This window comes from Streptomyces sp. V4I23, assembly GCF_030817975.1.
Lineage (GTDB): Bacteria > Actinomycetota > Actinomycetes > Streptomycetales > Streptomycetaceae > Streptomyces.
This window is the reverse complement of the sequence record NZ_JAUSZW010000004.1, coordinates 1422117-1443739: the sequence shown is the minus strand read 5'-3', so window position 1 is coordinate 1443739 and position 21623 is coordinate 1422117. Positions and strand designations below refer to the sequence as shown.

The following is a 21623-nucleotide window of genomic DNA, read 5'->3' as shown; positions in this document are numbered from 1 at the left end:
CTGGGAACCCCGGCCCCTCAGACGTTCCGGAAGCGGTTGATGGCGTCGATGTGCTTCTCGCGCATCTCCGGGTCCTTGACGCCCAGACCCTCCTGCGGGGCGAGCGCGAGGACGCCGACCTTGCCCTGGTGGAGGTTGCGGTGCACGTCGTACGCGGCCTGGCCGGTGTCCTCCAGGGCGTACGTCTTCGACAGCGTCGGGTGGATCTTGCCCTTGGCGATCAGGCGGTTGGCCTCCCACGCCTCGCGGTAGTTGGCGAAGTGCGAGCCGATGATCCGCTTCAGCGACATCCACAGGTAGCGGTTGTCGTATTCGTGCATGTAGCCCGAGGTCGAGGCGCAGGTGGTGATGGTGCCGCCCTTGCGGGTGACGTACACGCTCGCGCCGAACGTCTCGCGGCCGGGGTGCTCGAAGACGATGTCGATGTCCTCGCCGCCGGTGAGCTCGCGGATGCGCTTGCCGAAGCGCTTCCACTCCTTCGGGTCCTGGGTCTGCTCGTCCTTCCAGAACTTGTAGCCCTCGGCGTTGCGGTCGATGATCGCCTCGGCGCCCATCGACCGGCAGATGTCCGCCTTCTGATCGCTGGAGACGACGCAGATCGGGTTGGCGCCGCCGGCGAGCGCGAACTGCGTGGCGTACGAGCCGAGTCCGCCGCTCGCGCCCCAGATCAGGACGTTGTCGCCCTGCTTCATTCCGGCGCCGTTGCGGGAGACGAGCTGGCGGTACGCGGTGGAGTTCACGAGTCCGGGCGCTGCTGCCTCCTCCCAGCTGAGGTGCTTGGGCTTGGGCATCAGCTGGTTGGACTTGACGAGCGCGATCTCCGCGAGGCCGCCGAAGTTGGTCTCGAAGCCCCAGATGCGCTGCTCGGGGTCGAGCATCGTGTCGTTGTGGCCGTCGGAGGACTCCAGTTCGACCGAGAGGCAGTGCGCGACGACCTCGTCACCGGGGTTCCAGGCGTTCACGCCGGGGCCGGTGCGCAGGACGACGCCCGCGAGGTCGGAGCCGATGACGTGGTAGGGGAGGTCGTGACGCTTGGTGAGCTCCGACAGCCGTCCGTAGCGCTCCAGGAAGCCGAAGGTGGACAGCGGCTCGAAGATCGAGGTCCACACGGAGTTGTAGTTGACCGAGGAGGCCATCACGGCCACCAGCGCCTCGCCCGGACCGAGTTCCGGGACGGGCACGTCGTCCAGGTGGATCGACTTGCGCGGGTCCTTCTCCCGGGTCTCGAGACCGGCGAACATCTCCGTCTCGTCCTTGTGCACGGTGATCGCGCGGTACGACTCGGGGAGCTTCAGAGCGGCGAAGTCGGCGGACGTGCTGTCCGGCGACTGGATCGCGTCCAGGATTTCCTTCACGGTGTTGCCTCCGGCGAGAAGCGTCCATGGGCGGACGCTGAGGGGTACGTCGGGTGGTGCTGCTGTGGAGGTGTGCCGTCGGTTCGGCGGATGATGCTGCTGGCAGCGCTGGTGGGCGCGAAAGGTGCCTGTGACGCAGGCGTCCGGGCGGGGCAGCCACGAAGGGTTGCTGGGACAGCCGGCGTACGAGTGTGCTCTGCACGCCGGCCGCCCGGACAACATCAACGTATGGCACGGCGTGCCAGGTGGCAAGACACTCCGTGCCAAGAATTTCTCTCAGATGCAATCCGCTGGACACATATGAGCGATGATCGATCGAATGAGGTCGCAAAAATGGCGAAGACCGCCCGAATCGGGCGGTCTTCGCCTGGGTGAGCCGAGAGGCTCAGCCTTCCTTCAACGCCTGTTCGATGGTGCGCATGACCTCGCTGAGCGGTGCGTCGGTGCGGGCCACGGCCACCAGGACCTCGCCCTCGGTGCGCACGTCCGCCGACGGCGGCTCGGCGGCCGGGGAGGTGTGCGCCGCCTTGCGGCCGGCTCCTATGCCGGTGCCGAACGTGTCGCGGACGATGGCGAACGCGTGGTCCAGCTGGGCCTCGACGTCGCCCTGCCCGCCCCCCCGCAGCCAGCGGCGCAGCACGTGGTTGTGCGCCGTCACCACCGCGGATGCGGCCACCTCCGCCAGCAGCGGGTCGTCGTTGCCGTCGTGGTGGTCCCGCTCGTCGAAGTGGGCCAGCAGATAGCGCGTGAACAGCCGCTCGTAGCGGGCTACCGAGGCGATCTCGCGCTCCCGCAGCGTCGGCACCTCACGGGTCAGGCGGTAACGCTCGACGGACACGGCCGGGGAGGCGGCGTACATCCGCATGACCTCCTTGATGCCCCGGCACACCGTGTCGAGCGGGTGCTCGTGGGGCGGAGCCGCGTTCAGGACCGCCTCGGCCCGCACCAGGGTGTCGTCGTGGTCGGGGAAGATGGCCTCTTCCTTGGAGCGGAAGTGGCGGAAGAAGGTCCGGCGCGCCACTCCGGCCGCCGCGGCGATCTCGTCGACCGTCGTCGCCTCGTACCCCTTGGTCGCGAACAACTCCATGGCCGCCGCCGCGAGTTCGCGGCGCATCTTCAGGCGTTGCGCGGCGGCGCGGGAGCCTGCGGCACTTTCCGGAGCGTCGGACGCGGCGCCGGCGCGGCCGGGTCGGCGGGCGGGATTAGCGGGCTGGGGCATGACCTGAACGTACTGCATTCGCACAGCCGGGCGCGCCCGCGGGTCGGGCCCGGCCCGTTCGGACGCGGCGGGCGGACTGCCCGGACCGAGCAGCCCACCCCACGCGCCGTCGGGATCAGCGCCGGGCATGTTCGCGGAAACCGCGACCCGTCTTGCGTCCCAGGCACCCCGCGGCCACCAGGTGCTCCAGCAGCGGCGCGGGCGCGAGGCCCGGGTCGCGGAACTCCTGGTGCAGCACCTTCTCGATGGCCAGCGAGACATCGAGGCCGACGACGTCGAGCAGCTCGAACGGGCCCATCGGGTAGCCGCCGCCCAGCTTCATCGCGGCGTCGATGTCGTCGAGGGTGGCGTAGTGCTCCTCGACCATCTTGATCGCGTTGTTCAGGTACGGGAAGAGCAACGCGTTCACGATGAATCCGGCGCGGTCGCCGCAGTCCACCGGGTGCTTCCTGATCTTCGTCGTGACCTCGCGGACCGTCGCGTGGACGTCGTCGGCGGTCAGGACCGTCCGCACGATCTCGACCAGCTTCATCGCCGGTGCCGGGTTGAAGAAGTGCATCCCGATCACGTCCTGCGGCCGGGAGGTGGCGCGTGCGCAGGCCACGACCGGCAGCGAGGAGGTCGTGGTGGCCAGCACCGCGCCCTGCTTGCACACCTTGTCGAGCGTGGCGAACAGCTGCTGCTTGATCTCCAGGTCCTCGGCGACGGCCTCGACGGCCAGGTCCACGTCGGAGAAGGCGTCCAGCGAGCCGGCGGGCGTGATGCGTGCGAGCGTGGCGTCGCACGCCTCCTGGGTCATCCGGCCCTTGCTCACCGAGCGGTTCAGCGACTTGGTGATCAGGCCCTTGGCGTTCTCGGCCTTCTCCAGGCTGCGGGCCGCGAGGACGACGTCGTAGCCGGCCTTGGCGAAGACCTCCGCGATGCCGCTCGCCATGGTGCCCGAGCCGGCCACGCCGACCGAGCGGACCTCACGGCCCGCGGCGGCCGCGGCCGCACCGAGCGGCGTGAGCGCGTCCGTGACGACCTCGGCCGAGCCGGGAGCGGCGTACGTGTAGAAGCCGCGGCCCGCCTTGCGGCCGGTCAGGCCCGCCTCGCTGAGCTGCCCCAGGATCGGCGCGGGGGCGTGCAGCCGGTCGTGAGAGGCGGCGTACATCGCGTCCAGCACGGTGCGCGCGGTGTCGATGCCGATCAGGTCGAGCAGGGCGAGCGGGCCCATCGGCAGTCCGCAGCCCAGCTGCATGGCGGCGTCGATGTCCTCGCGGGAGGCGTACCGGGCCTCGTACATGGCGGCGGCCTGGTTGAGGTAGCCGAACAGCAGGCCGTCCGCGATGAAGCCCGGCCGGTCGCCGACCGCGACCGGCTCCTTGCCGAGGTCGCGGGCGAGCACGGTGACGGCCTCGACGGCCTGCGGCGATGTCAGCACCGAGGAGACGACCTCGACCAGCTTCATCGCCGGAGCGGGGTTGAAGAAGTGCAGACCGAGCACGCGCTCCGGGCGCTGGGACTCGGCGGCGAGCCGGGTCACCGACAGGGCGTTCGTGCCGGTGGCGAGGACGGCGTCCGGGCGGACCACGGCGTCCAGCTCGCGGAAGACCTGCTGCTTGGCCTCGTACGACTCCGGCACGACCTCGATCACGAGGTCGGCGTCCGCCGCGGCCTGTAGGTCGGAGAAGGTGCGGAAGCGTGCGAGGGTGTTGCGGCGCTCCTCCTCGGTGATCCGCTCGCGCTCCACGGCGCGGGCGGTGGAGGCCTCGAGGGCGGCGACCGCCTGGCGGGCGGCGGCTTCGCTGACGTCGATGCCGATGACCTCACGGCCGGCGCGGGCGAGGACCTCGGCGATGCCGGTGCCCATGGTGCCGAGGCCGACCACGGCGATGGTGTGCAGAGGGGTGTCCATCGGGGGACTCCAGGGATGAGTGACGACTGATGAGGAGCGCGCGCGGAGGAAGCCGTACAGGCGTGGGAACGCCAACGGGCGTATGGCGCACGGACATTCGCGTGGGCCGACGGACTCTGTCCCGTGTCACGTCGTACTGATGGCAGAAACTGCCGAACCGACTGCTCCCGTCGGCGGCTGCGTCACCAGGCCGCGGCGGGTGCGGGGGTTACCCGCTCACATGAGATTAACTTGCGGGTAACGAGCGCGCCACCCCTCGGGGGGTGTGATCTGGATCGCCGTGCGGGCCCGCCGATACCCTGACCGCCATGGACGAGGAGTTGCGGTCGCTCGCGACACGGCTGCGCGACGAGGCGGGCGGCGGTCCGGCGTACGAACGGCTGCTGGCCACCTCGGACAGGGAGGAGCTCGCTGCGGTCCTCACCGAGCACGAACGCCCCCTGTGGGCGCGCGAGATGGCCGCCTTCCGCCTCGGCTGCGCCGGTGACCGGCGGGCCTTCGAGTCCCTGGTCCTCCTGCTCAACCACCGCGACCCCGAGCGGTGCGTCTCCGCCGCCCACGCGCTCGGCCGGCTCGCCGACCCCCGCACGCCGCGCGCGGCGGCCGCACTCGCCACCAACGAGCTGCGGGTCGCGTACGCGCTGGTGCCGGTGCGGCTGCTGATCCGGCTGCGGGCGCCCGAATCGGTACCGGCGCTGATCACGGTCCTCGGACGGCGGCTGGCTCCCGGCGATCCGCACTGGCGGGTAGCCCTCGCCTGTGTGGAGGGCCTCGGCGCCCTCGGCGACCCGCGCGCCGCCGAGGTGCTGCGCGGGGCCCTGTCCCATCCCCGCCTGACGGCTGCGGCCTCGGCGGCGCTGGCCCGCCTGCCGGACCCGGCACCGGGCGCGTGACGGCCGATGGGAGTGACTGACAGTGGGGGCCCGGCGCGGGCCGTGCCCGTGGGCGCGAGCCCCGGGCGTCCTCGCCGCGGCACGCCGACGTGGCCGCCGGCCTCGGTACGCGACCGGCCCCGAGAACGGGGGACGAGGCATGCCGCTCGCGCCGGCAGGGCGGCCGGTGCCGGCTGGCGGCCCAGCTGGGCTTCGGCGCCGGGCGGCGGCCCAGTCGGTCAGGCTGTCGTCCTTGAACTCCTTCAGGGTGCGCTTCAGTACAGCTCCCCATGACCGTTTGGGCATCTGGGTGGGCGTCTCGGGCGGCGGCCGCTCTCCTCGCCCTCGGCGAGGTGCGCCGTTGCCGTCCTTCTCTCCTGCGTTCCGGGCCATGGTCACGTCCTCCTTCCGGTGCCGCCACGCCAGGCCGGGGAGGGAAGCCCCTGGCCCGCGCAGTGGCGGTCACGGGCCCGCTCAATGGCGGGGGTCGACCGGGCTGCAGGGCGGATCTTGCCTGTGGCGGTGGTGCGTCCCGGCACCGGGACTACTGGCTGTCGGGGCTCTGCCTGCGTGCTTCGTCGGCGACCCGCTGCGGCGACTGCGGGGAGATCGACGACATCTCACACCCCCGGATAACCGGGCAGCTCCTGCCGCACAGTGCCCTGCGGCAGCGGACTGCTCTCCTCACGGGCAGGGGCCTGCCGCCCACCGTCAAAGGGCTGGGCCGCCTCGCCTGCCTTCGCGAGACGGCCGACCACGAGACCGGCCACCACCGCACCGCCCAGGAACGCCCCCGGCCGCCGACGCGCGAAGGCCCGGACTCTGAGCCATTCCGCCACTCAAGCAGGCACCACCTGCCCCCGTCTGCTCTCTCGGCTACGGCTGGACCTGGCTGCGCCGTGCCCGGGCTCTGGTCGTAGTCTGCTTCCCATGGCCGACACCCAGACGCTTACGCCTCGTGACGCCTTCGAGATGCTGATGGCCGGCAACCAGCGGTTCGTCGCCGGTTCGCCGGAGCACCCGAACCAGGACGCCGCCCGCCGTACCGAGGTCGTCCCTGCCCAGAACCCGTTCGCCGTGCTCTTCGGCTGCTCCGACTCCCGCCTGGCCGCCGAGATCATCTTCGACCGCGGGCTGGGCGACCTGTTCGTGGTCCGCACCGCCGGACACGTCGCGGGCCCGGAGGTGCTGGGCAGCATCGAGTACGGGGCGAGCGTGCTCGGCGCACCCCTGGTCGTGGTGCTGGGCCATGACGCGTGCGGCGCGGTGGCCGCCACCCGCTCCGCGGTCGAGGACGGCAGGCCGGCCGGCGGCTACGTACGGGACGTGATCGAGCGGGTGACCCCCAGCGTGCTGGCCGCCCGTGCGGCCGGGCACACCGAGGACGCCGACTTCATCGCCGAGCACATCCGGCACACCGTCGACCTGCTGCTGGACCGCTCCCGCGTCCTGGCGCAGGCGGTCGAAGCCGGGCAGGCCGCCGTGGTGGGGCTGTCGTATCGGCTGGCCGACGGAACGGCCCGCCTTGTCACCGTCCGCGGCCTTGAGGTACCGGCAGACGCGGTGTCGTGATGCCGGGCGCTCAGCGTTCCTGAAGATCCGGCACGTCGATACCGGTGGAGGGCCGGGGGCCGGCGGCGCGGCGGAGCCGGTTGGCGATCGCGAGTCCCAGCCCCTCCTCCACCGGCAAGGACGCGACGATGAGGTCGCACCCGCGTTGATCGAGCTCGCGCAGGAACCCGTACAGCCCGCGCGCGTAGGCGGCCGCCGAACCGGGGACCTCCACCACGGCGTGCGCCTTCACCGGGGCGCCGGCGAAGGGCGGGGGAAGGAAAACGCCCACCTGGTGCCCCAACTCCTGCGCGCGTTCCGCTTCGGTGACGACCTTCTCGGGCTCGACGAGGACGACCCGCGCGCGCGGCGCGTAGTGGGACGGATGCTGGCCCGGCACCCGAACGCGGCTCGTCGCAGGGACTTCAAGCGGGTACCCCAGCACGGCTTCGAGGTTCTCGCGCGTCACCCCGCCGGGCCGCAGCACGCTCGGGGTCTCGCCCGTGGCGTCGACGATGGTCGACTCGACGCCGACCTCGCAGGGGCCGCCGTCCAGCACGAAGTCGACGGCGTCACCGAGCTCCGCACGGACGTGGCCCGCCGTCGTGGGGCTGACCGAGCCGAAGCGGTTGGCGGACGGGGCCGCCACACCGCCGCCGAAAGCAGACAGCAGCGCGAGTGCGACGGGGTGGTCGGGCACGCGCACGGCCACCGTCTCCAGCCCACCCGTCGCTTCGAGGGGCACCCGGCGACCGCGCCGCAGGACCAGTGTGAGCGGCCCCGGCCAGAAGCGTTCGGCCAACAGCCGCGCGGTCGCGGGCACGTCCTCGACCCAGTCGCCCAGGTCCTCCGCGCCGCCGACGTGGACGATCAGCGGGTGGGAGGGCGGACGCCCTTTGACCTGGAAGATGCGCGCGACGGCGGCGGGATCCTCGGCGTTGGCGCCCAGGCCGTAAACGGTCTCGGTCGGGAAGGCCACCAGGCCTCCGGCGCGCAGCACACCGGCTGCCTTCTCGATGTCACTGGTTCTGGCCGTCACCCCGCAATCCTCTCACTGATCCCACTTTCACATTCCGTGGTCTCGTCGCGCATGACAACGAACCAAGGCCGACGGCACCGCGTGAGTCCGGACGCTTGACAGCGCCACGGCGGCACGGGGGATCCGGCCTCGATCGCGGCGAGCGTGTGCGGTTCGTCGCCCGGGCGTCGGCCGCGCACTGGAGACGACCATCGTCCAGCTGATGACGGTGCGGGACGGCCGCATCCGCGAGATCCGCCCGTTCTACTGGGACCCGGGCGCGGTACGGGGGGTACTGGAGCCCGCGGGCTAGAGGAGGGTCAGCTGGGTGGGCTCCGGTTCCGCCCGGGCATGCGGCTCCGGGCGCACCGGCAGGCGGCGGTGGCCGCCGGGCCGGGCCGAAGGGCCGATCCCGAACTCGGCCGCCAGTTCGTGCACATGGCGGGTGATACGGCGCTGGTACCACTTCGGCGCGTACGCGCCCTCCGCGTACAGCCGCTCGTAGCGGGCGACCAGGTGCGGATGGTGTTCGCGCAGCCAGGCCATGTACCACTCGCGGGCGCCCGGCCGCAGATGCAGCACGAGCGGGGTCACCGAGGTGGCGCCGGACGCGGCGATCGCGCGGACCGTCGCCCGCAGTTGGTCCGGGTGGTCGCCGAGGAACGGAACGACCGGCGCCATCAGCACGCCGCAGCCGATCCCCGCGTCGGTCAGTGCGCGGACGACGTGGAGCCGGCGCTCGGGCGAGGGCGTGCCCGGCTCGACGGTGCGCCACAGCTCGCGGTCGGTGAAGCCGACCGAGACGGAGATGCCGACCTCGGTGACCTCGGCGGCCTGCCGCAGCAGGTCGAGATCGCGCAGGATCAGCGTGCCCTTGGTCAGGATGGAGAACGGGTTCGCGTGGTCGCGCAGCGCCGAGATGATGCCGGGCATCAGCCGGTAGCGGCCCTCGGCGCGCTGGTAGCAGTCCACGTTCGTGCCCATGGCGACATGCGCGCCCTGCCACTGGCGGGAGGCGAGCTGACGGCGCAGCAGCTCGGGGGCGTTGATCTTCACGACGATCTGGGAGTCGAAGCCGAGTCCCGTGTCGAGGTCCAGGTAACTGTGGGTCTTGCGGGCGAAGCAGTACACGCAGGCGTGCGTGCAGCCCCGGTAGGGGTTCACGGTCCATTCGAACGGCATCCGGGACGCTCCGGGCACCCGGTTGAGGATCGAACGCGCGCGGACCTCGTGGAAGGTGATGCCCCGGAACTCGGGGGTGTCGAAGGTCCGGGTGGTCACCGCCGATGCCCCGAACAGGGCGGCCCCGTTGGTGGCGGGGCTCTCGGCCAGATTGTCCCAGCGCATGGGGCGCCTCCTCGCTCGCTCTGACCAGAGAATAGAACATCTGTTCCCATGATCGCTTCAACCGTGATTTGGGAGGGGGTGCGGGAGGTGATTGGCTAGTGCGCATCCCGATGGAGCGACTGCTGGAGGAACAGGACATGGCGCAGGTCGAGGCCACCACGGAACGGATCATCTCGGCGGACGCGGAGACGGTGTTCGACGCGCTGGCCGACTACGCGGGCACCCGCGCGAAGCTCCTGCCCGAGCACTTCAGCGAGTACGAGGTGCGCGAGGGCGGCGACGGCGAGGGCACCCTCGTCCACTGGAAGCTCCAGGCCACCAGCAAGCGCGTCCGCGACTGCCTGCTGGAGGTCACCGAGCCCACCGACGGCGAGCTCGTCGAGAAGGACCGCAACTCCTCCATGGTCACCACCTGGCGGGTCACCCCGGCCGGCGAGGGGAGGTCCAGGGTGGTCGTCACCACCGTCTGGACCGGCGCCGGCGGCATCGGCGGCTTCTTCGAGAGGACCTTCGCGCCCAAGGGGCTCGGCCGGATCTACGACAGCGTGCTGGACAGGCTCGCCGCCCACGTCGAGAAGTAGCCTCACCGGAACGGGTGGTTTTCCCCGCGGCCCGCACGTGCGTCCCCGGCGCATCGGGTCGCGGGAAAGCCCCTGATGAGCGCCCCAAGTGCGCCTCGCGCACGCCCTGTTGGGGCACTCTCGAACGCCCTGCCGGGAGTGCGCCCGACTTGCTCCCCCTTCATGCGCAATGCGAAGAATGACGCCGCGCAGCGTGACGAGGGGAGCAGGACGTGAGCGGCAGCACTCTGGTGAAGGACGAGCAGCCCGCCACCGGTCCGGTGAACCCGCCGCCTCCCGTACCCGCCCGGCCGGAGCCGCTGAGCCCCCGCCGCGTACGGCTCGTCTTCATGAGCCTCATGCTCGCGCTGCTCCTGGCCGCGCTCGAGCAGATGATCGTCGCCACAGCGCTGCCGAGGATCGTGGGGGAGCTCCAGGGCCTGGACCGGATGCCCTGGGCGATCACCGCGTATCTGCTCACGGCCACGATCGGCCTGCCGGTCTACGGAAAGCTCGGCGATCTCTTCGGCCGCAAGGGCGTGTTCCAGTTCGCCATCGTCGTCTTCGTGATCGGGTCGGCGCTGGCCGGCTGGTCGCGCAGCATGAACGAGCTCATCGCCTTCCGCGCCGTCCAGGGCGTCGGCGCGGGCGGCCTCATGATCGGTGTGCAGGCGATCATCGCCGACATCGTCCCGGCACGCGAACGCGGCCGGTTCATGGGACTCATCGGCGCCGCCTTCGGACTCGCCTCCGTCGCGGGGCCTCTGCTCGGCGGCTTCTTCACCGACCATGCGTCCTGGCGCTGGTGCTTCTACTTCAACGTCCCCTTCGGGCTGATCACGCTGGTCGTGGTCTCCCTCGTGCTCAAGCTGCCGAAGCCCGCCGCCCGGGCCCGGCTCGACGTCCTCGGCACCCTGCTCCTCGCCGCCGCCTCCACCTGCCTCGTCCTGCTGACCAGTTGGGGCGGCACCGAGTACGCCTGGGACTCGCGCGTCGTCCTCGCCCTGGCCGCGGGCGCCGCCGCGAGCACCGTCCTCTTCCTCGTCGTCGAGCGCTTCGCGCCCGAACCGCTCATCCCGCTGCGGCTGTTCCGCGACTCCGTCTTCACGCTCACGTCCCTCGTGGGAGCGGTCGTGGGCATCGCGCTCTTCGGGGCGGCGAGCTACCTGCCGACCTTCCTGCAGATGGTCGACGGCGCCACTGCCACCGAGTCCGGCCTGCTCATGCTGCCGATGATGGGCGGCATCGTCGTCGCCTCCATCGTCTCCGGCCAGCTCATCAGCCGTACGGGCCGCTACCGGGTCTACCCCGTCGCCGGCAGTGCCCTCTCGGCCGTGGGCATGTGGCTGCTCTCCCGGCTGGAGGCGGACACGCCGCGCCTCGAGTACAGCCTCTGGCAGGCGGTCCTCGGCATCGGCATCGGACTCGTCATGCCGGTGCTGATCCTCGCCGTCCAGAACGCCGTGCCGCCCGCCGACCTCGGCACCGCCACCAGCGCCCACAACTACTTCCGGCAGATCGGCGGCAGCGTCGGCGCCGCCGTCTTCGGCACCCTGTTCGCCGACCGGCTCACCGACGCGCTCGCCGGCCGTGTCCCGGCCGGCGCCGGCCTGCCCGCCCCGGAATCGATCACCCCGCAGCTGGTCCACGCCATGCCGCCCGCGCTGCGCGAGGGCTACATCCAGGCGTACGCGGACGCGATGCCGCGGATCTTCCTGTACCTCGTGCCGGTGCTCGTCCTCGGCCTCTTCCTCGCCTTCTTCCTCAAGGAGAAACCGCTGGTGTCCCACAACGCCTCCACCGCCGAGCCCGCCGCCGTCCCGCACGCCCGCACCGCCGTGCGGGCCGCCCCCGGACCGGCCGCCGCCCCCGTCGCGGGCGTCCCCGTCTGCGGCACCGTGCAGCACCACGACGGGAGCACCGTCCCGCGCGCCGCGCTCACCCTCATCGACGTCCAGGGGCAGCAGATCGGCCGCGGCGCGAGCGGCGAGGACGGCCGGTACGCGCTGAGTGTGCCGGGCTCCGGCTCGTACGTGATGATCGCCGCCGCGGGCGGCCACCAGCCCCAGGCGGTGACGGTCACCGTCGGCGAACGGCCCGTCGAGCTCGACGTCGTGCTCGGCGGAGCAGGCCGGCTCGCGGGTGTCGTCGTCACCGCCGACGGCTCTCCGGTCCGCGACGCGGCCGTCACGCTCACCGACGTGCGAGGCGAGGTCGTGGCCTCCACCCGCAGCGGCCGGGAGGGCGGCTACGTGATCGGCGAACTGGTCGCGGGGGAGTACACCCTCGCCGCCAGCGCCCCCGCCTTCCGGCCGGCCGCGCACCCCGTGAGCGTGCAGCCGTCCCGCGAGACCCGCCAGGACATCGAACTGGCCGGAGGGGCGGTGCTGCGCGGCACCGTGCGCGCCGGGGACGGCCGGCCGGTCGACGACGCCCGGGTCACTCTCCTCGACGCGGCCGGCAACGTGGTCGACACGCTCACCACCGGACCGGACGGAATGTTCCGCTTCGTGGACCTGTCGTCCGGCGAGTACACGGTCATCGCGGCCGGTTACCCGCCGGTCGCCACCGTGCTCCAGGTCGCGGGCGGCGGACGCACGGAACGCGACCTCCAGCTCGGGCACGCCGACTGAACCGGTCCCGGCCCGCGGCAGGGGGCGGCGCACTCGGCGCGCCCGCGCCGCGGCCGGACCAGTGGAGAGCTTGACCGACGTCAATTGTGCGCGGGCGCACCACGTGTTGGGCCGTTGCCCGGCGCGTGCACCGCACAGCGCCGTACCGTGGTGACACGGTCCCCGGATCCTGGAAGGAGCGCTCCGCCCATGGACAGTGGTGTTCCGTCGGCCCCGCCGCAGGAGTACGCGGCCGCGGGGAGGATTCCGCTTGCGGTGGTCGTCGTGGACGGCGACGGCCTCGTGTCGCACTGGTCCACCGGCGCCCGGCGTCTCTTCGGCCCGGCGCGCGAGGCGGCGATCGGCCGTCCCGCCGTCGAACTGCTGCCCGTCTTCGGAGCGTTGGCGGCCGACGCTGCCGACGACTTCGTCGACGGCTACGGCGGACAGGCCCTGCACGGCGCCCTCGACGCCCTCGGCGGCCTCACCGACTACCCGGCGGCGGGCCGCGCCCGGCTGTCCGATCCCGGCCAGGACCGTATCGACGTGCTGTGGTGGGCCTACCCCATGGTCGGACCGGGCAGGGAACGGCTGGTCGTCCTCGCGGCGGACGCCGGCCAGTTCGCCGGAGCGGACGAGAGCGTCGAGCGCATCGCACCCGGCTTCGCCCTGCACACCGACTTCCCCGGCTTCGGCGAACTGGCGCGCGGGCTCCCCGAGATCATGCCCAGCATGAGTGTGCGCGAGTCGAACCGGATCGTCTCCCAGATCCTCGAACTCGGCTACCCGGTCCTGGAGTTCAGCCACCACGATCGGGTGCCCGTCACCCCTGACTGGGGAGTGCCGCGCAGGGCCGAGCGCCTCGCGCGCCGCCGTGCCGCCGAGGAGGCCGTCGCGGCCGGGCATCCCGTGGACGCCGCGGATCTGGAGCAGGACCTCGAGTACGCGGCGGTGCGCGAGCGCCTGGAGTTCCTGAACGAGGTCAGCGGACGCATCGGCTCCTCCCTCGACCTCGCCCGCACCATCCACGAGGTCAGCGCCGCGGTCGTGCCCCGGTTCAGCGACGTGGCCTGCACCTACCTGCGGGAGGAGGTCGTCGCCGGCGAGGGCTTCTCGGAAGGGGAGCCCGACGCGACGACCATGTGGCACCGTGTCGCCTTCGAGCACGTCGACGAGCCGGGGCGCTGGGACGACGTCGTGCCGGTCGGCGAATCCATGCCGTTCCCCGCGCACACGCCCTTCTTCCAGTGCATGATCACCGGCGAGCCGGTCCTGGTGCCCCGCATCACCGAGGAGATGGGCACCGCGATCGCCGAGCAGTTCGACAAGCGCGACATGCGTCCGCTCATCAACGGCCGTTCGATGCTCATCGCACCGCTCAAGGCGCGCAACGTCGTCCTCGGGTGCATGATCCTGCTGCGCCACCCCGAGCGGCCCGAGTTCAACGACATGGACCGCGTCACCGGCGCCGAGCTGGCCGCCCGCGCCGGACTCGTGATCGACAACGCGCGCATGTACACCTACCAGGAGAACGTCGCCGAGACCCTTCAGGACTCGATGCTCCCGCAGGTCACCCCGCGCATGGCCGGCTGTGACACGGCCACCCGCTATCTGCCGGGCACGCTGCTGGGCCGGGTCGGCGGCGACTGGTTCGACTCCGTCAAGCTGCCCGGTTCGCGTACCGCGCTCGTCGTCGGCGACGTCATGGGCCACGGCCTCAACTCGGCCGCGATGATGGGCCAGCTGCGCACCGCCGTGCAGACCATGGCCGCCCTCGACCTGCCGCCCGAGCAGCTGCTGCGGGGCCTCGACGACCTGGCCCAGCGCATGGGCGAGCACTACCTCGCCACCTGCCTCTACGCCGTGTACGACCCCATCCGCGGCGAACTGCACCTGGCGAACGCGGGCCACATCCCGCCCGTGATCGTCCGCGCCGAGGACGGCCGCAGCGAACTTCTCGACCTGCCCACCGGAGCTCCGATCGGCGTCGGCGGCGTGCCGTTCGAGAGCGTCCGCGTGCCCGTGTCGCCCGGCGACCGGCTGGTGATGTGCACGGACGGCCTGGTGGAGGTGCGCGGCGAGGACATCGGCGTGGGCCTCGCGACGCTCTGCGAGTCGGCCGCACACCCGGCCGCGTCCATGGACGACGCCTGCGACACCATCATCCGTGCCCTCAACACCCGCGGCGGCCGCAAGGACGACGTCGCGCTGCTGATGGCCCGTCTGAACGGCATCGAGCCCGGTTCCGTCGCCACCTGGGAGCTGTCGCTGGAGGCGCGCGAGGCCGCCCGTGCCCGTCGGCTCGTCCGCGGACAGCTCGCCGGGTGGGGGCTCGGCGCGCTCACCGAGACCGCGGAACAGCTCGTCGGCGAACTCGTGGCCAACGCCGTGCGCCACGCCGACGGGCGGCGCGCCGAGCTGCGTCTCGTACGGGCCGGGACGCTGCTGTGCGAGGTCGCCGACGACGACCACACCCTGCCGACACTGCGCGGCGCACGGCCGGAGGAGGAGGCGGGGCGGGGCCTGCGCGTGGTCAGCGCCCTCGCGCGGGAGTGGGGCACGAGCCGTACGGCGCGGGGCAAGACGGTCTGGTGCGAACTGTCCCTGCCGTGACGGCCCGGCGGGCGGGTGTCCGGGGCGGATGGGCCGAGCCGTCCGGACAAGCCGTCGTCCGTCCAACCAGCTTTTCGACAGCGGGAGTTGAACTGTTCACCTGACGGTGGCCGTGAGGTCTCCGGGGAGTCACCCGGAGGCGAAAGGATGTTTCTCGAGGTGACGCCGGGGACGAGGGGGAGGCGCCCGTGGAGGTCGGGGAGAGACGGACGGCCGAGGAACCGCGGCTGGGCATCAGACGGGAGTCGCGCTCGTCCTGGTCGCGGCGCAGCTTCCTCCTGACGGTCCTCCCGCTGCTGGCCGCCGTGCTGACGGGCACGACGGTGCTGGCCGTGTCGGGGAACATCCTGCTGCCCCTCGAACGGGTCGTCACGCTCGAGGGGAAGATGGCCTCCAAGCGTGACTTCTTCGAGGACGAAGAGGTGCAGCGCATCCTGATGAAGCATCACATACGCGTGCACATCACCAGCTCGGGCTCGCGCGAGGTCGCCGTCCACGACATCTCCTCGTACGACTTCGTCTTCCCCTCCGGGCAGCCCGCCGGCGACCTGATCACCGGCGAGCGCGCGGCGGCGAACCGGTACGCCAAGGTCCACCGTCCGTTCGTCAGCCCCATCGCACTCGCCACCTACCGTGAGTACGCCGAGACGCTCGCCGACGCGGGCATCGCGACCGCGCAGCGGGGGCCCGGCTCCGACCAGCCGTTCTACTACGTGCTGGACATGCAGAAGTTCCTCCAGCACATCCACGACAAGCGCCGCTGGAACGACATCGGGGTCCGGCGGCACGGCATCACCAACGCCAACCGGATCGTCGCCCAGACCCCCGACGTCTGCGGCTCCAACTCCGCGGGAACCTACCTCGCGCTGGTCGCCTTCACCTGGAACGGCGGCGGCGACGAGGTGCCGGACACGGACCGGGAGGCCGACGAACGCGGCCGGGACATCCGGCACCTCATGGAGCAGGGTCTCCCCGCCGCCGACGTCTTCCGCACCTACATCTCGCCCGAGGGCAAGAACATCGCCCCGGTGGTGGTGGCCTACGAGCACCAGTACCTCGCCTACCAGGTGCAGTACCGCAACCGGTACGACAAGCCGGACGCACAGCGCGTGCTGCTCTACCCGTCCGGACAGTTCGTCACCCAGCCGCAGTTCATCGCCCTCAACAGGGACGGCGACCGGCTCGGCGAACTGATCACACGCGACCCGGAGCTGCGGCGCCGCGCCATGGAACTGGGCTTCCGCATCCTCGACCCCACCGGCCACGTCGCGGGCGACCAGCTCACCGGCTTCCTCCGGGAGCGCGAGGTCCCCGCGCCCGCCATCGACGGTGACGACACCAGGTCGGAGATGCCCCGGCTGCGCTTTCTGGAGCGCATGATCTCCGCCGTCGGGGACTGCCCCGCCGCCGACGTCGCGTCCGGGCAGCCCTGATGGCGGCGCCCGGCCGCGCGACCAGGCTGGTCGCCCTGTGCCTGGCGGGCCTGTGGTTCGCCGCGACCACCGCCTGCTCGACGAACCGCCCCGACCCGGTCACCCTGAGCGTGCTGGCCAGCACGGAACTCGCCGACATGGCGCCCCTGCTGGACGACCTGCGCCGCGAGACCGGCATCAGGCTGGAGATGGACCACCGGGGGACGCTGGACGCCAGCAACGAGCTGGCCGGACCCGGGCCCCGTCGGCACGACCTGGCGTGGCTGTCGTCCGACCGGTACTACCTGCTGAGGGCCAAGGCGAACGGTGCGAGCGGCGAGAAGCCGCTGGCGACCAACACCATGCGGTCGCCCGTCGTCATCGGCATGAAGCGCGCCGTCGCCGACCGGCTGCGCCGGAACACCCCGGACGGCCAGATCTCCTGGTCCGACGCGGCCGACGCCGCCGCCGACGGCTCCCTGCGGTTCGGGATGGCCGACCCGCGCCGCAGCAACAGCGGCCTCGCCGCGCTCGTCGGCGTGGCGACCGCCGCGGCCGGCACCGGCACCGCCCTGCGCCCGGCGGACGTCTCCTGCGACCGGCTGCGCGGCTTCTTCGCCGGACACGCGCTCACCAGCGACGTCTCGGGCTCGCTCGCCGACGGCTACGTGGCCCGCCAGGGCGAGCTGAACGCCCTGATCACCTACGAGTCCGAACTGCTCGTGCTCAACAGGAGCGGCCGGCTCCGCGAACCGCTGGAGATCGTCTATCCCAAGGACGGGATGGTCCTGTCCGACTACCCCCTGCTCCTCCTCGACCCGGCCAAGCGCGCCGCGTACGACCGGCTGGTGGAGTGGCTGCGCAGTGAACCCGTCCAGCAACGGATCATGGAACGCACCATGCGCCGCCCGATCGACCCGGCGGTGCCCCGCATCGCGCCGCTGCGCGCGGGCGTCGGCAACGCGCTCTACTTCCCCGACGACCAGAGAGTCGTCGACCGGCTCCTCGCCGACTACGGGGACCCGCACCGCGACCGCACCGCCCAGGTGATCTTCCTGCTCGACTTCTCCACGTCGATGCGCGGGGAACGCATCGAACGGCTGCGCGCCACCTTCGACGGACTCGCCGGCGCGGACGACTCGCCCTCGGGCAAGTTCGTGCGGTTCTACCGGGGCGAGACGCTGACGGTGATGCGCTTCGGCGGGCGCGTACTGGACGAGCGCAGCGTCACGTACGAGGGCCAGGTCGACCTGGACCGCCTGCGCGGCTTCGTCGCGTCCGACGACTTCGACGACAGCACCGCCGTCTGGTCCTCCCTCGAGACCGCCTACCGCAGCGTGTCCACAGCCCTGCGGCAGCGGCCGGGGCGCAACGTCTCCATCGTGCTGATGACGGACGGCGAGAACAACACCGGCATAGGTCTCGACGCCTTCGTCCGCCGCCACGCGCGGCTGCCGGAGGAGACCCGAGCGGTGCGCACCTACACCGTCCGCTACGGCGAGGCGGACGACGAGGAACTGGACCGGGGGGCACGGGCGACGGGCGGCCGCATGGTCGACGCCACCGGCCGTTCCCTCCTCAGCGCATTCAAGGAGATCCGTGGGTGTGTTCACTGAGGCATGGTGGGGTGTGTGGTGGCCCTGGATGCTCCTGTGGCTGATGACGGCCGCGGGCGCCGCCGTGCTGCTCGTTCTGACCGTGAAGCGGCTGGTCCGGGGCGGACGCGGCGGCCGGGACCTGACGTACAGCATCTGCTTCTACCTGCACGACCGGTCCGTCATGGACCACTACCAGATGCGCGGCTACGCGGCGGCGCTGCGCAAGGAGGTCGAGCAGCGCACCAGTGACAGCAAGGACGGCAGCGTACGGGCGAAGGTCTTCGGGCTGAGCGCGGGCGGCGGGCGCAAGGACAACAGGGAGATCGTCAGCAAGTACATGGAGGTCGCCGAACCGATCTCCGTCATCGGCGTCATCATGGACGTCCTGGAGAAGAAGGACGTCATCGTCCATGTCGACCTCGTGGGGCAATCGGTACGGCGCAACGCCGCGCTCGCCCGCGCGCTGGCGAACGATCCCCGGTCCGGCGCCTCGCCGGCGCAGACCGTGCGGCTGCGCGACATCGAGGACTTCGTGCTCATCCGCGGGCGGTTCCGCAAGATCGGCGAATCGCCCGAGTCCACGGTCTTCCTCGCCCCCTACGGCGACACCGACGACCCGTCGTCCGGTCCGCGGGTCCGCGTCACCTGCGCGACCGAGGGGCTGCGCAACGAGGTCCCGCAGGGCACGTTCTCGGCGCGCTGCCTGGGCAAGGTGCAGGACTGGAACGCGGCCGACTCGGTGCTCGAAGTGCAGGCCATGGCCATCTTCCGATAGTGTCCGCGCGCAGCAGGGCCGTCCGGAGGAACACCGCCATGACCAACAGATCCGCGCCGTTCGACGAGCTGGACCGCAAGATCGTCGCCGCTCTCGTCGCGAACGCGCGGACGAGCTTCACCGAGATCGGCGCGGCGATCGGCCTCTCGGCGACCGCCGTCAAACGACGCGTCGACCGCATGCGCGAGGCCGACATCATCACCGGGTTCACCACGACGGTCCGCCCCTCCGCCCTCGGCTGGCGCACGGAGGCGTACGTCGAGGTGTACTGCGACAGCGCGGCGCCGCCGCGCCGTCTCGCGGAAGTCGTGCGCGACTACCCCGAGATCATGGCCGCGATGACCGTGACCGGCGGCGCCGACGCGCTGCTGCACGTGCGGGCCACCGACGTGGAGCACTTCGAGGAGGTGCTGGAGCGTATCCGGGCGGAGCCGTTCATCCGCAAGACGATCAGCTACATGGTGCTCTCCCACCTGCTCACCTCCAGTCCGGAGGCCGGTGCGGGAAGGGCCGCGACCATGGAGGAACCCCCTTCCGGCGAGGCGTGAAGCGAACCGCCGCCGGGACACCCGAAAACGCAGCATTCCTGCGCGTACACGCAGCTCTTGTTTCTTGTCGCCGGTCCGTCCCGATTCCTACCGTGGAGACGTCCACCGGACATCGAGACGAAGCGGGAGGAATCCCTCGGTGCCACAAAGACGTGTGCCCCGGCCCAGGCGTTACCTGGTCTGTGAACCCCGGTACTACGACGTGCAGTACGCCATCAATCCCTGGATGCGCGAGGGCGGCGAGGTCGACCACGACCTGGCCCGCGCCCAGTGGCAGACCCTCGTCAGCACCTACCGAGACCTCGGCCACACCGTCGAGCACGTCAGGCCGGAGCCCGGCCTCGTGGACATGGTGTTCGCCGCGAACTCGGCGCTCGTCCTCGGCGGACGGGTCTTCGGCTCCCGGTTCCACGCACCGCAGCGCAGGCCCGAGGAGGCCGCGTACGAGACCTGGTTCAAGGCCGCCGGATTCGAGGTCCACCGGCCCGAGTCGGTGTGCGAGGGGGAGGGCGACCTGGTGCCCGCCGGCGACTTCGTCCTCGCCGGCACCGGCTTTCGCACCACCCCAGCCGCGCACCGCGAGGTGCAGGAGTTCTTCGGCGTCCCGGTGATCGGCCTCCAGCTGGTCGACCCGTACTTCTACCACCTGGACACCGCGCTGTTCGTCCTCGACGACGGGGACGCGGGCGGCCGTGCCCACATCGCCTACCACCCCGAGGCCTTCTCGCCCGGCAGCCGCGAGGTACTGGCGCGCCTGTTCCCCGACGCGGTGACCGCGACCCGCGAGGACGCCATGGCCTTCGGGCTCAACTCCGTCTCCGACGGCCGCCATGTCCTCGTCGCCCCCCAGGCCGAAGGGCTCATCGGCCGCCTCGAAGCCCACGGTTACGTCCCCGTCCCCGTCGACCTGTCGGAGTTCCACAAGGCCGGCGGCGGCATCAAGTGCTGCACCCAGGAGATCCGCGCATGACCCTCACGCCCGAACGCACCGAGCGCTCCTCCGCCGAGCTGATCCGTGCCGAGGAGACCACCCTCGCGCACAACTACCACCCGCTGCCCGTCGTCGTCGCCCGGGCCGAGGGCGTCTGGGTGGAGGACGTCGAGGGCCGCCGCTACCTCGACATGCTGGCCGGCTACTCGGCACTGAACTTCGGCCACCGCCACCCGGATCTGATCGCCGCGGCCCACCGCCAGCTCGACGAGGTGACCCTCACCTCCCGCGCCTTCCACAACGACAGGCTCGCCGGTTTCGCGGAGGGCCTCGCCGCCCTCACCGGCCTCGACATGACCCTGCCGATGAATACGGGGGCCGAGGCCGTCGAAAGCGCCATCAAGGTCGCCCGCAAATGGGCGTACGAGGTCAAGGGCGTCGCGCCCGACCGGGCCACGATCGTCGTCGCCGACGGCAACTTCCACGGCCGCACCACCACGATCGTCAGCTTCTCCACCGACGAGACCGCGCGCGGCGGCTTCGGTCCGTTCACGCCCGGGTTCCGCATCGTCCCCTACAACGACCTCGCGGCGCTCGAGGCGGCGATCGACGAGACCACCGCGGCCGTGCTGATCGAGCCCATCCAGGGCGAGGCGGGCGTCCTCATTCCCGACGACGGCTACCTGACCGGCGTGCGCGACCTGACGCGGCGCGCGAACTGCCTGTTCATCGCGGACGAGATCCAGTCCGGCCTCGGCCGCACCGGCACCACGCTCGCCGTCGACCACGAGTCCGTCGTGCCCGACATGCTGCTGCTCGGCAAGGCGCTCGGCGGCGGCATCGTCCCCGTCTCCGCGGTCGTCGCCCGGCGCGACGTGATGTCCGTGCTGCGCCCCGGCGAACACGGCTCCACGTTCGGCGGGAACCCGCTGTCGGCGGCCGTCGGTTCCGCGGTCGTCGACCTGCTGGCCACCGGCGAGTACCAGCGAAGGGCGGCGGACCTCGGCACCGTCCTGCGCGACGGCCTCGCCGCGCTGACCGGGCGGGGTGTCGTCGGCTTCCGCGCCCGCGGCCTGTGGGCGGGCGTCGACGTGGACCCGGCGGTCGGCACGGGGCGCGAGATCAGCGAACGGCTGCTGGCCGAGGGCATCCTGGTCAAGGACACCCACGGCTCCACCATCCGGATCGCCCCGCCGCTCACCATCACCCGCGAGGAGCTCGAGGCCGCGCTCGCCTCCCTGGAAAAGGTGCTCGGCCGATAGCCGCAGGAACCTCCTGAACAGCCACTCCCCGGTTTACACTCGCGCCCCTGGGC

Annotated in this window: 16 protein-coding genes; 11 read left to right on the top strand and 5 right to left on the bottom strand. The window is 71.7% G+C overall.

The features are described 5' to 3' along the window. Positions 1 to 17: 17 nt before the first annotated feature. From ccrA to QFZ82_RS08715, 3 genes are all read right to left on the bottom strand, one after another. A complete protein-coding gene (gene ccrA, locus QFZ82_RS08725) occupies positions 18 to 1355 on the bottom strand; it encodes a crotonyl-CoA carboxylase/reductase (protein WP_307712598.1) in 1338 nt (445 codons plus the stop codon). 385 nt (positions 1356 to 1740) lie between these two features. Then, complete coding sequence (locus QFZ82_RS08720) at positions 1741 to 2592, bottom strand: TetR family transcriptional regulator (RefSeq protein WP_307712597.1); 852 nt, start codon at positions 2590 to 2592, stop codon at positions 1741 to 1743. A 97-nt stretch (positions 2593 to 2689) separates the two neighbouring features. Continuing rightward, entirely contained in the window at positions 2690 to 4471 is a 1782-nt protein-coding gene (locus QFZ82_RS08715) for a 3-hydroxyacyl-CoA dehydrogenase family protein (protein ID WP_307712596.1), read from the bottom strand. Positions 4472 to 4779: 308 nt separating this feature from the next. On the opposite strand from QFZ82_RS08715, the gene QFZ82_RS08710 reads away from it, so the two are divergent. Both QFZ82_RS08710 and QFZ82_RS08700 read left to right on the top strand, forming a co-directional pair. Beyond that, the gene (locus QFZ82_RS08710; RefSeq protein WP_307712595.1) at positions 4780 to 5364 is read left to right on the top strand and encodes an adenylosuccinate lyase; all 585 of its coding nucleotides are present in this window, start codon (positions 4780 to 4782) and stop codon (positions 5362 to 5364) included. A gap of 909 nt (positions 5365 to 6273) precedes the next feature. After that, positions 6274 to 6915 (top strand): carbonic anhydrase, encoded by a 642-nt coding sequence (locus tag QFZ82_RS08700; protein WP_307712594.1) that lies wholly within the window; start codon positions 6274 to 6276, stop codon positions 6913 to 6915. A gap of 10 nt (positions 6916 to 6925) precedes the next feature. On the opposite strand, the gene QFZ82_RS08695 is transcribed toward QFZ82_RS08700, so the two are convergent. Then, positions 6926 to 7933 carry an L-threonylcarbamoyladenylate synthase gene (locus QFZ82_RS08695; protein WP_307712593.1) on the bottom strand — a complete coding sequence of 336 codons (1008 nt, stop codon included), beginning with the start codon at positions 7931 to 7933 and terminating at the stop codon, positions 6926 to 6928. Between the two features lie 288 nt (positions 7934 to 8221). Further along, positions 8222 to 9259, bottom strand: coding sequence for an Rv2578c family radical SAM protein (locus QFZ82_RS08690; protein ID WP_307712592.1), 1038 nt, complete (start codon positions 9257 to 9259; stop codon positions 8222 to 8224). A gap of 137 nt (positions 9260 to 9396) precedes the next feature. Here QFZ82_RS08690 and QFZ82_RS08685 point away from each other — a divergent pair, with 137 nt between their 5' ends. From QFZ82_RS08685 to rocD, 9 genes are all read left to right on the top strand, one after another. Beyond that, on the top strand, positions 9397 to 9840 hold the full coding sequence (locus QFZ82_RS08685; RefSeq protein WP_307717665.1) for an SRPBCC family protein: 444 nt from the start codon (positions 9397 to 9399) through the stop codon (positions 9838 to 9840). 212 nt (positions 9841 to 10052) lie between these two features. Then, positions 10053 to 12452: an MFS transporter gene (locus tag QFZ82_RS08680; RefSeq protein ID WP_307712591.1), complete on the top strand. Its 2400-nt coding sequence runs from the start codon at positions 10053 to 10055 to the stop codon at positions 12450 to 12452. Between the two features lie 189 nt (positions 12453 to 12641). After that, positions 12642 to 15044 (top strand): SpoIIE family protein phosphatase, encoded by a 2403-nt coding sequence (locus tag QFZ82_RS08675; RefSeq protein WP_307712590.1) that lies wholly within the window; start codon positions 12642 to 12644, stop codon positions 15042 to 15044. A gap of 188 nt (positions 15045 to 15232) precedes the next feature. Then, a complete protein-coding gene (locus QFZ82_RS08670) occupies positions 15233 to 16477 on the top strand; it encodes a hypothetical protein (protein WP_307712589.1) in 1245 nt (414 codons plus the stop codon). Continuing rightward, entirely contained in the window at positions 16477 to 18072 is a 1596-nt protein-coding gene (locus QFZ82_RS08665; protein ID WP_307712588.1) for a VWA domain-containing protein, read from the top strand. The genes QFZ82_RS08670 and QFZ82_RS08665 overlap by 1 nt, the downstream gene beginning before the upstream one ends. Further along, entirely contained in the window at positions 18056 to 18829 is a 774-nt protein-coding gene (locus QFZ82_RS08660; RefSeq protein ID WP_307712587.1) for a hypothetical protein, read from the top strand. The genes QFZ82_RS08665 and QFZ82_RS08660 overlap by 17 nt, the downstream gene beginning before the upstream one ends. Positions 18830 to 18867: 38 nt before the next feature. Continuing rightward, positions 18868 to 19377 carry an Lrp/AsnC family transcriptional regulator gene (locus QFZ82_RS08655; RefSeq protein ID WP_177149154.1) on the top strand — a complete coding sequence of 170 codons (510 nt, stop codon included), beginning with the start codon at positions 18868 to 18870 and terminating at the stop codon, positions 19375 to 19377. 139 nt (positions 19378 to 19516) lie between these two features. Continuing rightward, positions 19517 to 20347, top strand: a complete 831-nt coding sequence (ddaH, locus tag QFZ82_RS08650; protein WP_307712586.1) for a dimethylargininase — start codon at positions 19517 to 19519, stop codon at positions 20345 to 20347. Continuing rightward, positions 20344 to 21570 carry an ornithine--oxo-acid transaminase gene (gene rocD, locus QFZ82_RS08645; protein ID WP_307712585.1) on the top strand — a complete coding sequence of 409 codons (1227 nt, stop codon included), beginning with the start codon at positions 20344 to 20346 and terminating at the stop codon, positions 21568 to 21570. The genes ddaH and rocD overlap by 4 nt, the downstream gene beginning before the upstream one ends. Positions 21571 to 21623: the final 53 nt, after the last annotated feature.